The organism is Sporomusa sp. (genome assembly GCF_057736855.1).
Map to the genome: position 1 here is coordinate 1 of NZ_JBYKYF010000042.1, position 15,091 is coordinate 15,091.

Sequence of the window (15,091 nt, forward strand, 5' to 3'; positions counted from 1 at the left end):
CTGCTAATTGAATACAATATTAAATTTCTCTATCATTTTAACCGGATAATAGGATAATTTCGCTTTACGTAACCCTTCAATACCCATATCTTCTTCCCGGTTAATAAAACTAAGATGCTTCCAAGCATTTTCACAGAATTTCTGGTTAATCACCGGATAGACGCCGCGAATGTCGGGATTTGCTTTCTCAACATGGATTACAGCCGTGTCGCTATTTAACTGTTCGCCAAAAGTAAATGCCTCCACTTTACCGCCAATCAAAATCAGGCCACCAGTCAGCTTAAGTTCGTCCCAATGAGTAAGCACTTCAATCACTGCATCACGTTCACTACGCAAAAAGGCATCGTTATCACAGCCCTTTTTCCTGCACCACTCTAATTGGCTCTCAATGCATTTCGGCGCCCATTCTTTGGTCAGCGGAAAGTATTGATGGTCGTGATAATTGCGATAAAAGCTATTAATATGATTTTTTTTGCTATGGTATTTGCGTCCTTTTAGCTCAATGAGATCTTTGCAACTGTAAACATAATCAAAATTATCGCGTTCACTTGTAAGTGTGAATTGTCCAGGCCGCCAGCGTTCAATTATATCTACCATAAATTTTTCGACACCATGAATGGCAAATGGTAGATTCTCTGACTTACAATAGGCAGCCATTTTTTCCAGTACAGCTTCTACACCCTCGTCAGGGCCAAATGGTTGAAGCATAAATTGGCGACTACCATATTGAGCCTTAAGAATCAGATACCCATCCTGTTCTGCCCACTTGATCGAATAAAATTTACGCCACATAAACAAATTGGTAAAATTAAAATGGGCATTTTCATACCGGCGCTGACTAAAGCACTTATCAAAAAAAGGCTTTTGCGCCAACGTAATCTCCTGGAAATTGATACTAATTCCCCCTATTTATTTCAACCTGGCTTGTTATCCATATAGGCTGAGTATTTGTTAACGCATTTTATTATATTCTAGTCTCTGCTTCCACGCAACATACATAGTATCCACGCTGGCGGCTGATAACATGCTGCTTTATACTACCATGTAATCCTACAATGTAAATGAAGTGAAGATTATGAAACGTGCACCTACCCTGTTGTCTGGCGATTGCCCCTATCTGGCGAAACGCCATAGCATTATCGCCATTTACCAGGAAACCCGCAATCCCGGCGGAGCGGTTCCTCACTACCAGGTGATTGAGATTGAGTGCGATTTCAGCGAAGAATGCGGCCAAGCAAAATGCCCGCTTGCGGAAAATGCCCCCAAACATCCTCCTGGAATAGGCCTTGGTTAATGGAATCCTAAGCTACAAAGGACAGTTCTTGGCTTGCACCACGATGTGCAAGGCAAGAACCGTCCTCCTTTTTTCTTGTTTTTAGACTAGCATCCCGTTACAGGTTGAGTTTAAACAGTACGTAACGCAAAGCAAATATGTTACAACTTTTGGACAAACTCTAGTCTTTCTCCGTCAGGGCCGCTAAAAAACATAACTTTTTTATCACCGATCACTTTAGGTTGATCAAGCAACAATGTAACTTGCCGCTGCTGCAGTTTAGCTATTTCGGTTTCCATATCGCTAACGTAGAAGGCGATATGATCGACAACCCCGGCATTTCGTTCCCTGACGACATCTTGTTTATACTGAATCAGTTCAATGGTCTGCTGACCTGCGGTGATAAATTCAAGACGAATCCGTTCGTCCTGATAGCTCTCCTGCCGCGTGCATCCTAATACAGATGTATAAAATTCCAGAGATTTGTCAGCATCTTTAACCACCACGCCAATATGGGAAACTTGAACCATCCATTACGCCTCCTTCGCTTGTTCTGGCCAGGTAAAGATAAAATTCGCCCCTTGACCTGGCGCCGATAATATTTGAATATATCCACCCTGATTCTCAACAATTTTTTTGACCAGAGCCAGGCCTACACCCGTACTTTCCAGAGTATCCCGCGGTTGTAGGGTTTGAAACATTTCAAATATTTTGCCGTGATATTCTGGGGCAATGCCTGGTCCGTCATCGGCTACACTAAAGGTGAAGACACCATCTGCCTTACTAACTGTAATAACTACCTGACCATCGGGTCTGTTGTGATGCTTAATAGCATTACCAATCAGATTGGCAAATACCTGCTTCAGACGAACCCGCTCAGTCCGTATGACCGGCATATCCGGCCCGATCACCACACGAAAAGGTTCTGGCGGCGCCAAATCTTCAATCACTTCCGCAAGTAACTCAGAGATATTAACAGGTTCGACTGCCGTTTTAATTCTGCCAATACGGGAATATTCCAAAATTCCCTCAATTAGATTCGCCATGCGCTGTACCCGCCCGCGCAAAAGCTCCAGTTTCCGGCGGGTATCTGCCTCTAAATTGCCGGCAAAATCTTCTTCAATCCATTGGGATAAATTATCAATAGCTCTAAGCGGTGCCTTTAAATCATGAGAAACAACATAAGCAAATTGATCCAGCTCTCGATTACTCCGTTCGAGCGTTTGCGCATATTGAGTCAGTTCGGCTTCACGGCGGCGTACAGCCTCAATCATCGCATAAAAGTGTTCTGAGAGGATATTGAACTCGCTATATTCATATGACTTTAATGGCAAATTGTAATTGCCTGCAGCTACCTGCCTGGTTTCGTTAGTCAGTTCATCAAGCGGTTTAAACACTTTTTTCAAATGGATCATGGCGATAATGCCTACCAGCAACAATGCCAAAATAGCACCAACAATAAAAATACTCCGTGTTCTGTTTACCGGTGAAAATGCAACATCAGTCTGCTGAGCTACCATCAGCAGCCATCCGGTCGGCTTAACCATGCCCACAGTAATAAGATACTTTTTCTGACCGAATTCTGCCTCAACAGTACCGTTCTCGGAACCTAAGGCACTATTAATAAACTCCCGGATACCGATGTTACCACGCTCGTATACCTGAGTCCGATCCGAGTGACCGATAAAAGTGCCTTCGTTATTAATAATAGCCGCCCAACTACCCTGCATATCAAAATGATTTTTGGCTACAATCTCATTTAATTTCCCTAAATTAACATAAGCAATAAGCATGCCGTTAGACATCGGCCTGGTTACCGTCAACGTAGGCTCGCCTGTATGTTGGGAAATGAAGGTAGAAGACCAATAGGGATAACCGGTTTGCTGGGTAATCTGAAAAAACGGTTGCCGAGAGAAGTCCAATGTCGCATAACTGGAATTATAAGGTGCCACCATTACCGATTGCCCCTTGTTATTCAGCAGGTGGATGGCTTCAAAATAGCTGTGATTCGTAATCACTGTCTCCAAATAATACTGCATTTGACGGCTGTCAAGCCGACCTGCATCCAACATCATCGCCGCCTCGCTCATTACAGTATCAGTGGATGCCAAAAAATCCTCCGTACTGGCAATTAAACGATTAGCCAGATGGGTATTGTGCTGGACGACCTGCTTGTTCATACTGCTAGATAACAAAGTAATGGTAATAACACTAATAACCAAGATCGGCAAGGTTACCGCTGCCATAAAATGAAAGGTAATAACACCTTTTAGGCTGCTTGTAAACGTATTCATAGGACGGCCACCTTTAATCCAATGTAACGAATTTACCATTTTTTACCATTATCAACCGGCATTCACGACTGACATCGCCAGTGGCATTAATCATATACTCATCCCATAATCCCGCAAACGGCTGACCAATAATGGCACTTTTAACCGCAAAGGCCTGATCCGTTTGCGCTCGGCTAATTCCCCCCAGCACAAGTTGCGCCGCCTCATAACTATATGCTGCGGCGTAGTTGGGCCAACTACCAAACCGCTCCAAATACTTTTGCACAAACTGATTATATGCCGGATTACGGCTATCAGGACTAAAGGAGCTACTAAAAATAACCCCCTCCACAGCCTGGCCTCCATGATGAATAAAATCATCAGTCATAGCCCAGCTACTAGAAAATATTGGTGCAGCAAACCCGGTTTTTCTTAGCCATTGGCTCATTACCCCGGCGTCCACCGCTCCGGTTACCAGCAAAATACCGTCCGGCTGATAGCCTTGAGCCGTAATAGCCAAGCGTTCATAATCAACACGACTGCTCGAGTTAAATGACAGTGAAGCGACAATTTTACCGCCAATCTTTTCATAATAAGCAGTAAACGCCTCTGCCCAACTCTCCGCATAATCGGGATTGGAACTATCAGATACAATGACCATCTGCTTAAGTCCCAATCCATGTAACGCATAGGCTGCCTGCACTTGGGCCATGGGTGTAAGAGAAGGCATAACGGTAATCATCATATCATCATGACCTCTGAGCCGCTCAGAAGTAGCTGTGGGGGTAACGATAAGTGCCTCGCCGCTGGCAATAACCGGTAGTGAAGCTACTGCCGCTGCACTGGTCATATGCCCGATAAGAGTGGTTACCCCCAGCCTAATGAGTTCTTCATCTACAGCCCGAACTACGGCCGGATCATTTTTATCATCTCTGACAATAAGTTCTACCTGCCTGCCCTTAATTCCACCAGCCTTGTTGACTTCTTCAACGGCCAAAGTAACTCCATTGCGTCCGGCAACACCTAAATCGGAATGACGGCCAGTCAAACCACCGACAAAACCAATTTTATATGTTGGCCGTTGACTACAGCCTATCACTAATATGATCAACAATAGCACACTAAAAACCAACTGGTAGCGTTTTGCTGTTGCCACATTCTCCCTCCGTCCGACAATATTGTAAATAATTAGTCAACGAAGGAAGGTTTCCTGCTTTTTTTCTGATTTATTTAAAGTATTGGACGCCAGCATAAAACAACCGCTGGTCTTTGTTACCCGGTATATTTTTAGCAACATGATTACCGATCCGTTCAGAATGCCCCATCTTGCCAAGGACCCGCCCATCTGGACTGGTGATTGCTTCAATGGCATGGAATGATCCGTTCGGGTTGAATCTGACATCATAGGTAGGACGCCCTGAAAAATCAACATATTGGGTAGCAATTTGACCGTTGGCGGCTAAGCGTTCAATCTCCTCATCGGTGGCGTAAAAACGACCTTCGCCGTGAGATGCCGGAATAGTAAACACTTCACCGACCTCAACACAACTCAGCCATGGTGACTTGGTAGAAACCACTTTTGTATGAACCATACAGGAAATGTGACGACCGATTTTATTAAATGTTAACGTTGGACTATTTTCAGTTAAGTTACGAATTTCGCCATAGGGAACCAAGCCAAGTTTAATTAGTGCCTGGAACCCATTGCAGATCCCCAGCATAAGGCCGTCACGATGTTGTAATAGCTCTGTAACTGCTTCTTTTACCCGCGGATTGCGGAACATAGTGGCAATAAATTTTCCGGATCCATCAGGTTCATCGCCAGCACTAAAACCACCTGGCAGCATAACAATCTGCGATGCGGCAATTTTTCTGGACAATTCAGTAATGGATTCCTCAATATGGGCAGAAGTCAGATTCCGGATTACCAGGGTTTCAGCAACTGCCCCAGCCTGTTCAAACGCCTTAACCGTATCATACTCACAGTTTGTGCCAGGAAATACCGGGATCAGTACCCTTGGTCTTGCTACACTGACCACCGGCCGGCGATTATTGCGACAGGTATAAGGAGCAAATTCTCGCGGTTGCCCGGAAATACTTTCCGGGTAAGTTGGAAATACCGTTTCCAGTGGCTGCTGCCAGGCGTTCAGCGCTTCCTCCACAGAAAGTTCCCCATCATTCCAACGAATCATAGGCCGCGCTGTCGTCCGACCAATAAGCTCGTAAGAAACCCCTTCAAATACCTGTTCAAGGTCCATCTTGGCTGGCATTTCCAAAATCAGCGAGCCATAATCAGGCGTAAACAGCCTAGCTGAATCGACAGTAGCCAATAGTTCCACACCTATGCGGTTGCCAAAAGCCATCTTAGTGACAGCTTCGGCAATGCCACCGACTTTTACAGTGTGGGCAGCTAACACCTTGCCTTCCTGAATAAGTTGATACACCCGGTCATAAGCAACCATTAACGCTTTAAAGTCAGGCAACTCTTCCTGGTCGCGCGGCAAACGGATACACACGATTTGGCTATCAGGCTGCTTAAATTCCGGTGAAATAACCTTCCTGACATCCACCGGGGTTACTGCAAAAGCCACTAAGGTTGGCGGTACAGAAAGTTCATTGAACGAACCTGACATACTGTCTTTACCGCCTATGGCCGGAATACCTAACTGCTGCTGGGCATAAAAAGCACCTAACAATGCACTCAAGGGCTTGCCCCATTTTACTGCATCCTGCCCCAGTTTTTCAAAATACTCCTGCAATGTCAGGCGAACGGTACGGAAATTGCCGCCAATCGCCACCACCTTAGCGATTGCTTCGACAATAGCATAGACAGCACCATGGAATGGACTCCAAACCGATAAATCGGGATTAAACCCGTAGGTCATAATCGTTCCTGTTGTTGTGTCACCCGATAGCACTGGCAGCTTAGCAACCATGCCTTCAGTGGGAGTATCTTGGTATTTACCGCCAAACGGCATAAGCACCGTGCCTGCACCAATACTGCTGTCAAAGCGTTCGACAAGACCTTTCTGACTTGCCACATTTATATTCTGCAGCATGCTCAACCAGGCATCTTTACTGCCATGCACTTTTGAAGCAACAGCCGGTTGACCAGCAAAATAGCTTTCTACTGCCGGCGCCATTACACGGGCAGACGCATGTTGTTTCACACCATTGGTATTCAAAAAGTCACGGCTGAGACTGACAATAGGCTTGCCCCGCCACAGCATAGTCAGACGGCGATCATCAGTCACTTTAGCCACAATGGTAGCTTCCAAATTCTCTCTATCTGCATACGCAATAAATGCCTGGGCATTATCAGCCGCAACGACTACCGCCATCCGCTCCTGTGATTCCGAAATAGCCAATTCGGTGCCATCAAGCCCTTCATACTTTTTAGGAATCGCATCTAAAGTAACGCATACACCGTCAGTTAATTCACCAATGGCTACCGACACGCCGCCAGCACCAAAATCATTGCAGCGTTTAATCATGGTGCTGACTGCCGGCTGGCGAAACAGCCGCTGAATTTTCCGTTCTGTCGGCGGATTGCCTTTTTGCACTTCAGCACCGCAATTCTCCAAAGATTCCTCAGTATGAGCCTTGGAGGAACCTGTCGCGCCGCCGCAGCCGTCACGGCCAGTCCGGCCACCTACCAAAATAACAACATCACCAGCCTCCGGCACAGCCCGGACGACATTCTCTTTCGGCGCAGCCGCAATAACAGCGCCAATCTCCAACCGCTTGGCAATATAGCCAGGATGATAAACTTCCGCCACCTGGCCAGTTGCCAAACCAATTTGATTTCCATAAGAACTATATCCGGCAGCCGCACCAGTAGTAATCTTACGCTGCGGCAGTTTGCCAGGCAGGGTATCTGTTATGGGTACACGCGGGTCACCGCTGCCAGTCACACGCATAGCTTGATATACATAAGAACGGCCTGACAGCGGGTCACGAATACAGCCGCCCAGACAAGTAGCTGCCCCACCAAAAGGTTCAATTTCGGTCGGGTGGTTATGGGTTTCATTTTTAAACATAACCAACCAGTCTTCAGTCCTGCCGTCAACATCAGCTTGTACCACAATACTGCAGGCATTAATTTCCTCTGATTCGTCAAGGTCTATAAGTTGTCCCCGCTTCTTAAGCTCTTTCATGGCAGCGGTAGCAATATCCATAAGACTGATATCGCGTTCCGCGGCTTTCGCACCATATACATATTCCCGCGATTGTTTGTACTGCTGCCAAGCCACTGCCACAGGACGACTGAACCGGCCTTCTTCAAATTCAACGTCTTCAATTTTGGTATGAAAGGTAGTATGCCGGCAGTGATCAGACCAATAGGTATCTATAACTTTTATTTCGGTAATGGTTGGCTCACGTTTTTCCGTATCCCGAAAATAAGCCTGACAGAAGATTAAATCTTCCAGACTCATGGCCAGTCCCCGCTGGTGTAAAAGCTGGGCTAGTTCCGCCTGCGACATGGTGGTAAACCCTTCTAATACCTCAACATCACTGGGAACTTCAGCCGGCATTGTCAAGGTTGCTGGTTTTTCCAACAGAGCTTCCCGGGCTTCGATCGGATTAATACAGTAATCCTTGATTTTTTTTAGATCGGCCTCGGATAGCTCACCTTCTAACACCAATACTTTAGCTGTACGAATTTCGGGACGTTCCTTTTGCGTAAGAATTTGCACTGACTGAGCTGCCCAATCGGCCCGCTGGTCGTATTGGCCTGGCAAATATTCCATCGCAAATACTTTGGCGCCAGCAGGAACAGTAATTTGTTCCCGATAAAGAAAATCGACCGGTGGCTCAGAAAAGATTGTATAGAGTGACTCTTCAAACTCGAAGTCACTCATCCCACTAATATCATAGCGTTGCAAAATGCGCACTCCGGTCAAACCAGTTATACCCAGATAATGTTTTAAATCAGAATAAAGGCCTTCAGCTTCAACAGCAAACCCCGGTTTCTTTTCGACAAATATACGGCGAACGTTGCTCAAACAAATACCTCCTTATTTCACAGGCTTCAGTAATCCCTATGAGTAATCCCTATGCCTGATACTTTAAAAATACAGCCGGATATTATTACTATTATAATGAGTTCATACTTGAATAGCAAGATTAAGGATAAGGAAAAGCAGCCCTTTGCTTATGCCTGAGCTGCCACAGTGAGCTATGTATTCATTTATTGTTATTATTTAAATAAATAGTTCTAATACTTTGTACACCAAGGCACTGGTAAGGGCGCTAAAAGGAATGGTTAAAATCCAGGCAAATAACATTTGCTGCGCAACACCCCAGCGCACAGCCGTAATCCGTTTAGAAGAGCCAACACCCATAATGGACCCTGAGACTACATGGGTCGTGCTGACAGGCAGGTGAAGATTGGTAGCCGCAAAAATAACAAGTGATGAATTCAAATCAGCAGCAAAACCGCTAATGGGCTCGAGTTTAAAAATTTTCCCACCCATAGTTTTAATAATTTTCCAGCCGCCGGCTGCTGTACCTAAGGCCATAGCCGTAGCACAAGATATTTTTACCCAAAGGGGTACTTCCAGTGATGGGATTTGCCCTGAGCTTAAGAGCGCCAGAGTAATAATGCCCATAGCCTTTTGCGCATCATTCGAACCATGCGAAAATGACATCATGCTGGCAGACAGCAGTTGCATCTTTCGAAAGCCGTTATTTAATCTACTCGGCTCCTGCCTACCAAATATCCACAGCAGAATAATCATAACAATATATCCGCCAACCATCGCAATCAATGGCGACAACACCAAGGACAGAACGATCTTCTCAACACCTACAAAATTAACGGCATCAAAACCTGCACCAACTACCACTGCTCCCAAAACACCGCCAACTAGCGCATGTGAGGAGCTACTGGGAATACCCAGCCACCAGGTAATTAGATTCCAAACAATAGCACCAACCAGCGCGGATATAATCACCGGCTGATTGACTAAAGAAGCTGATTTAACAAGATCACCGCCAATCGTTTTCGCTACGCCTGTACTATAGAGTGCCCCAGCAAAGTTCAAGGTCGCCGCCAACATAACGGCATACTGCGGGTCCAAAGCCCTGGTAGATACCGAAGTGGCAATAGCATTGGCAGTATCGTGAAACCCATTGATATAATCAAACGCCAGCGCCAAAAATACGACAAGATAGACCAACGTTACATCAGGCATACTTGACGATGACTCCCTTTAACAAATTCGCAATATCTTCACTGATATCCAGGGTTTCCTCCAAATGCATCAAGATTTCTTTCCACTTAATTATTTCGATGGGATCTTGGCATTCTCTAAACAGTTTAGCCATCTCCTGCCGATATAGCCTATCTCCCATAGCTTCATACTCAATAATCCGAGTACAGCGTTCTTCCAATTTGTCTTTTTGTTTTTTTATCTGCGGTAAATGTGAAAATGCCTTATCAATCTGTTTTGCACTTTTCCCTACAAGCACAACAAGTTCCCGAGCACCGTCAGATGCCGGGCCGGCATTATATAACTCCATACGTTCAATGGTACCTTGAATACAGTCCATAACATCATCAAGTTTGTGAGCAATGCTGTAAATGTCTTCGCGGTCGAGCGGCGTAATAAAGGTTTTGTGTAATAAACCGACAATTTTAGCAGTATTGATGTCCGCTCTTTTTTCAAGCTCGTCAATTTGACTCATTAATTCTGATAAGTCACTTTCCCGGTTAATTGCTTCATATAATACATCGGCTGCATCCCGGATCAGTTGAGTATTCGCCAATAAATAGCCATAGAATTTCTCTTCACGGGGCTTTAAGCCAAATCCCATACATAGCCTCCTCATTTGTCGGATTCAAACTGATTATAGCATATAACCTCGCTATTTGTTAACCAATTGTAAAGAAATGTTAAGATTCGCTTAATTTAGTATTAACTCTCATGACTTAGCAACAAGAATAATACCACTTAAAATTAATAGCAACCCCCCCATTCTTTGCGGACTTATAGATTCCTGAAACAGAAAATAGGAGGCAATAAATACCAGTATATAACCCAAACTAATTAACGGATAAGCATAACTTAGCTCCACTGTGCGCAGCGCAAAAATCCACAGCAGGGTACTAACGCCATAAAGTAGCAAGCCGCAAAAAATTGGCCAGGCGGACATCACTTTTTCCATAAACGAACCGGTTTCCGAAATGTGAGTAGCGCCATACTTAAAGGCAATTTGGCCGACAGCCCCAAGTAACACCGATAATAAAATAATATAGATTTCTTTCATACTAACACCATCCTGCCAACAACAGGCTCTGGCCGTATGGGCCAGAGCCGCTCTCTGCTAGTATATTCCCTTTGTCAGGAGGTATTCCTGCTATTACAATTGCAATTGTATAATTATTGTGTCACAAATTGCACTAAAAGTTGCTTCCAAAATGCCAAATAACATCTTATAACTAGCCCTTTTACTTGACGCCAGCACAATTGTAATTTATTGTTAATCTAAGGCTAACACTTTGCTGGAACATCGATTGCCTATAGCAACAAGGAGGCTAGGTATTTTGCCCCAAGCAAAAACGCGAATTGCGGAACTAGATTTTCTGCGAGGAATCGCCATCCTGTTAATGATCCTATTTCATACCCTATTTGACTTGGCCTACTTCTACCACTGGCCCATCGATTATCTGCACGGTTTTTGGTACTATGAAGGCAAAACTTGCGCCATACTATTTATGCTAGTATCAGGAATCAGCTGTTTTCTTAGTAATAATTCAGTCAATCGCGGCCTGAAGGTATTGGGCACCGGTCTAATCATTACCGCCGTTACCTATGTTTTCAATCCGGTAGAATATATCCGGTTTGGTATTTTGCATTTACTAGGCAGCGGTATGCTGCTTGCCCCTTGGTTAAAGCGATATAGCATCCTAACGCTGGCTGTGATAGGAACTGCCTTGCTTATCGCCGGAAGATTAGCCATTACCTTGACTACCTCCTGGCCTTGGCTCATCCCGCTGGGCATCACACCACCAGGCTTTGTTTCGCTTGATTATTACCCTTTATGTCCTTGGCTGGGTATAGTGCTGTATGGCCTGGCTGTTGGTAAGCTCTTATATCCGACAAAGCAATCACTATGGCCTAAAGCTGCATCCTATCGCTGGCTTTGCTGGCTGGGCCGCCACTCGCTATTGGTTTATTTTGTGCATCAACCACTGATTTTAACTGGTCTCTACCTCTTACACCAACTATTAGTCTAAGTGAAAAAACCGCCTTCTGCCATCGGCATTGGACGGTTTTTTTGTATTTAAGCGCTTTTATTCTTGAGACATAAGCATTTTATCAATGGCGGCTGCAGCTTTTTTGCCTGCACCCATAGCCAGAATAACCGTAGCTGCACCAGTAACGGCATCGCCGCCGGCGTAGACACGTTCACGGCTGGTAAGTCCAGTTCCCTCATCAGCAACAATACATTGCCATTTGTTGACTTCCAGTCCTTCGGTAGTTGAAGAAATCAGCGGATTAGGTGAGGTTCCGAGTGACATAATAACCGTATCGACTTCCATAACAAACTCGGAATTAGGTACAACCACCGGTTTTCTCCGGCCGCTGGCATCAGGTTCACCTAGTTCCATTTTTACGCACTTCAGGCCGGTTACCCAACCATTTTCGTCCACCAAAATCTCTGTCGGATTGGTCAGTACATCAAAAATTATGCCTTCTTCTTTGGCGTGATGTACTTCCTCAACCCTAGCCGGAAGTTCGGCTTCAGAACGGCGATAGACAATATGCGTTTCAGCGCCAAGACGTACAGCGGTTCTAGCCGCATCCATAGCTACGTTACCACCGCCTACAACAGCAACTTTTTTGCCGACTTTAATGGGTGTTGCATATTCTTCTTTAAAGGCTTTCATTAAATTATTGCGAGTTAAGAATTCGTTAGCCGAGAAAACGCCATTAGCGTTCTCGCCAGGAATGCCCATAAACTTCGGCAACCCAGCACCTGAGCCAATAAATACAGCGTCAAAACCTTCTTCATTTAACAGCTCATCAATGGTCACGGTTTTACCAACAACCACGTTAGTCTCAATCTTAACACCCAGTTTTTTGAGGTTCTCGATCTCGGGCTTAACAACCGTTTCTTTCGGAAGCCTAAATTCTGGAATTCCATACACCAACACGCCACCTGGCTCGTGCAATGCTTCAAACACGGTGACTTCATATCCCTTACGAGCCAAGTCGCCGGCACAAGTCAACCCTGCAGGACCGCTGCCGATAACGGCTACTTTTTTACCGTTTTTCGGTGCTGTTTCGGCAACGGTTACTTGATTCTCCCTAGCCCAATCGGCAACAAACCGTTCCAGCTTGCCAATCGCTACCGCATCACCTTTAATTCCTAAAACACATTTGCCCTCACACTGGGTTTCTTGCGGGCACACGCGGCCACAGACAGCGGGTAAAGCACTGGCCTGCGCAATGATCTTGGCAGCTTCGGCAATTTCGCCTTTTTTAACATGACTGATAAATTCTGGAATATCGATGGTTACTGGGCAATTGCTGACACATTTGGCATTTTTGCAATTAAGGCAGCGGGATGCTTCCGCCATGGCTTCCTCAAGCGAGTAACCCAGACATACTTCATCAAAATTGGTAACACGTTCTTTGGGACATTGCTCACGAACTGGTACTCTAGCTGCTTTGCTCATTATCTATGCCCTCCACAACAACCGCCGGTATGGCTTGATTTTTCGGCTGCAAGCATTTGTCGGCCTTCTTCGGTTTTATACATGGCCTGACGACGCATAGCTTCATCAAAGTCTACCAGATGACCGTCAAATTCTGGTCCGTCAACACAGGCAAATTTAACCTGGCCGCCCACACTCACCCGACAGGCACCACACATGCCTGTACCGTCAACCATAATTGGATTCAGACTGACGGTTGTCTTAATATTATATTGTTGTGTCAATTTTGCCACAAACTTCATCATAATCATCGGGCCAATGGCAATAACATGGTCATACCGAGTACCATTATCAATAAGCTCTTTCAGCACGTCAGTAACAAGACCTTTGCGACTGTAAGAGCCATCATCAGTAGTAACATATACCTTTGCACCCAAAGCTTTTATTTCATCTTCTAAAATAACCATTTCTTTGTTGCGCGCACCGATGATCACTTCCACTTGAACGCCGCGTTGCTGCAACCATTTTACCTGCGGATAAACCGGAGCGGTTCCCACGCCACCAGCTACAAAAATAATCTTCTGCTGTTTTAACGCTTCAATATCCTCATGAATAAATTCAGACGCTTGACCCAGAGGCCCGGCAAAATCAGCAAAGGAATCACCTACATTGTATCCTGCCATTTCCAGGGTGGATTTACCCAAAGTTTGAAATACAATGGTGACCGTTCCCTTATCAGCATCATAATCACAAATGGTAAGCGGAATTCTTTCCCCTTTCTCGTCCATTTTGAGAATGATAAACTGTCCGGGTTTGGCTGATTTAGCCACGCGAGGTGCTTCCACATCCATCAAAAATATCTGTGGTGCTAACTGCCGTTTTTCGACTATTTGGTACATTTAAACCATCCTCCCCTGCTGCTATTATGTGACAACAATAGACAAGACAAAGTAAATTATATCACAAGCAGTCAAATTTGGAAATAGCTAAAAGCCGCAGTCCTAAGAACTACGGCCTTTTACCTACCCCCTAGTAATTTCGCATCTATTAACAGCACCGCCTGATTGGGCGTCAGTTGTCTGTCTAAAGGAAAAAATTGGATTAAGAATAGTAACAAAAGTAGTCAACCATTCGTGATAAAGCCCCTTCATCAGCTTGCCGTCAGCACCGGCGCGTTGCCAATTAGGCTCCTGCAGGCAAACCTCGCTTTCCCAGACAATTTTATCAGCAGTACTTTCGACAATCGTATCTGCTTGATCACAAGGCATGCCATTCAGATAATAGTCATTGATGGCTTTATAAATCCCCGGGGCGGTAGAAGTATCATACTTACCCTGAGCCATAGCGTGGCGGGCGCAATGCGCGCCATGTTCTCTAAACGCCTTTCGTACTACTTCCATGGCCGCATCGCCGCAATTATCGACCAGCGCCTGGATAAAAGCAGCTTCCCGGCTTTCGGCAATATTAATTTGCCGCTGCAGCCACCCATGAATGTTGCTTTGATCGATATACTCCGCAAGGTCTGCCTCCGGCAATGGTGTCCCGTAGCTTTGCCATGCTTGGGCGCGGGCCTCCTCGGCAGTACCGCCGCACAGGCTGTCAGCCTCGGCAAAAATCATTTGTTCACGCTCAATAACATAACGAATTTTGTTATATAACCAGTAATGAATTGGCGCTAAAAAAGCACTCATATTATCATCTCCTTATTATTTGTTAGCCGGAACGACTTTGTTTAATGCCGCCAATAACTCAGATATGTCAAGACCATGAATTTCCGCAGCTTTGGTAAGAGGTTCGCCGGCTGATGATGGACAACCCAGGCATCCCATACCGAAGGAACGGAATATTGGAATGGTTTGCGGATAAATCCGGATGATG

At 45.3% G+C, this 15,091-nt stretch carries 14 protein-coding genes; 2 read left to right on the forward strand and 12 right to left on the reverse strand.

Annotation, left to right across the window (positions count from 1 at the left end; translation table 11 throughout):
- Positions 1-3 precede the first annotated feature (3 nt).
- A complete protein-coding gene (locus AC29Z1_RS04600) occupies positions 4-873 on the reverse strand; it encodes a DUF2156 domain-containing protein (RefSeq protein WP_488270282.1) in 870 nt (289 codons plus the stop codon).
- Positions 874-1,075: 202 nt separating this feature from the next.
- Here AC29Z1_RS04600 and AC29Z1_RS04605 point away from each other — a divergent pair, with 202 nt between their 5' ends.
- Positions 1,076-1,294, forward strand: coding sequence for a hypothetical protein (locus tag AC29Z1_RS04605; RefSeq protein ID WP_488270283.1), 219 nt, complete (start codon positions 1,076-1,078; stop codon positions 1,292-1,294).
- A gap of 140 nt (positions 1,295-1,434) precedes the next feature.
- Here the strand turns inward: AC29Z1_RS04605 and AC29Z1_RS04610 are convergent, their stop codons facing one another.
- From AC29Z1_RS04610 to AC29Z1_RS04640, 7 genes are all read right to left on the reverse strand, one after another.
- A complete protein-coding gene (locus AC29Z1_RS04610) occupies positions 1,435-1,803 on the reverse strand; it encodes a VOC family protein (RefSeq protein WP_488270284.1) in 369 nt (122 codons plus the stop codon).
- Between the two features lie 3 nt (positions 1,804-1,806).
- Positions 1,807-3,567: an ATP-binding protein gene (locus AC29Z1_RS04615; RefSeq protein WP_488270285.1), complete on the reverse strand. Its 1,761-nt coding sequence runs from the start codon at positions 3,565-3,567 to the stop codon at positions 1,807-1,809.
- Positions 3,568-3,580: 13 nt separating this feature from the next.
- A complete protein-coding gene (locus tag AC29Z1_RS04620; RefSeq protein ID WP_488270286.1) occupies positions 3,581-4,702 on the reverse strand; it encodes an ABC transporter substrate-binding protein in 1,122 nt (373 codons plus the stop codon).
- 70 nt (positions 4,703-4,772) lie between these two features.
- Entirely contained in the window at positions 4,773-8,552 is a 3,780-nt protein-coding gene (locus AC29Z1_RS04625) for a phosphoribosylformylglycinamidine synthase (RefSeq protein ID WP_488270287.1), read from the reverse strand.
- Between the two features lie 198 nt (positions 8,553-8,750).
- The gene (locus AC29Z1_RS04630; protein ID WP_488270288.1) at positions 8,751-9,743 is read right to left on the reverse strand and encodes an inorganic phosphate transporter; all 993 of its coding nucleotides are present in this window, start codon (positions 9,741-9,743) and stop codon (positions 8,751-8,753) included.
- Positions 9,736-10,365, reverse strand: a complete 630-nt coding sequence (locus AC29Z1_RS04635) for a DUF47 domain-containing protein (protein WP_488270289.1) — start codon at positions 10,363-10,365, stop codon at positions 9,736-9,738. Before AC29Z1_RS04635 ends, AC29Z1_RS04630 begins: the two co-directional genes overlap by 8 nt.
- Positions 10,366-10,473: 108 nt before the next feature.
- A complete protein-coding gene (locus AC29Z1_RS04640; RefSeq protein ID WP_488270290.1) occupies positions 10,474-10,818 on the reverse strand; it encodes an SMR family transporter in 345 nt (114 codons plus the stop codon).
- Between the two features lie 277 nt (positions 10,819-11,095).
- Between AC29Z1_RS04640 and AC29Z1_RS04645 the strand changes: the two genes are divergently transcribed.
- Complete coding sequence (locus AC29Z1_RS04645) at positions 11,096-11,788, forward strand: heparan-alpha-glucosaminide N-acetyltransferase (RefSeq protein WP_488270291.1); 693 nt, start codon at positions 11,096-11,098, stop codon at positions 11,786-11,788.
- Positions 11,789-11,845: 57 nt separating this feature from the next.
- On the opposite strand, the gene gltA is transcribed toward AC29Z1_RS04645, so the two are convergent.
- From gltA to AC29Z1_RS04665, 4 genes are all read right to left on the reverse strand, one after another.
- Entirely contained in the window at positions 11,846-13,234 is a 1,389-nt protein-coding gene (gene gltA / locus AC29Z1_RS04650) for an NADPH-dependent glutamate synthase (protein WP_488270292.1), read from the reverse strand.
- Positions 13,234-14,112 (reverse strand): sulfide/dihydroorotate dehydrogenase-like FAD/NAD-binding protein, encoded by an 879-nt coding sequence (locus tag AC29Z1_RS04655; protein WP_488270293.1) that lies wholly within the window; start codon positions 14,110-14,112, stop codon positions 13,234-13,236. The genes gltA and AC29Z1_RS04655 overlap by 1 nt, the downstream gene beginning before the upstream one ends.
- Before the next feature lie 123 nt (positions 14,113-14,235).
- Positions 14,236-14,904: a hypothetical protein gene (locus AC29Z1_RS04660; RefSeq protein ID WP_488270294.1), complete on the reverse strand. Its 669-nt coding sequence runs from the start codon at positions 14,902-14,904 to the stop codon at positions 14,236-14,238.
- Positions 14,905-14,919: 15 nt separating this feature from the next.
- The gene (locus AC29Z1_RS04665; RefSeq protein ID WP_488270295.1) at positions 14,920-15,090 is read right to left on the reverse strand and encodes a DUF1858 domain-containing protein; all 171 of its coding nucleotides are present in this window, start codon (positions 15,088-15,090) and stop codon (positions 14,920-14,922) included.
- Position 15,091: the final 1 nt, after the last annotated feature.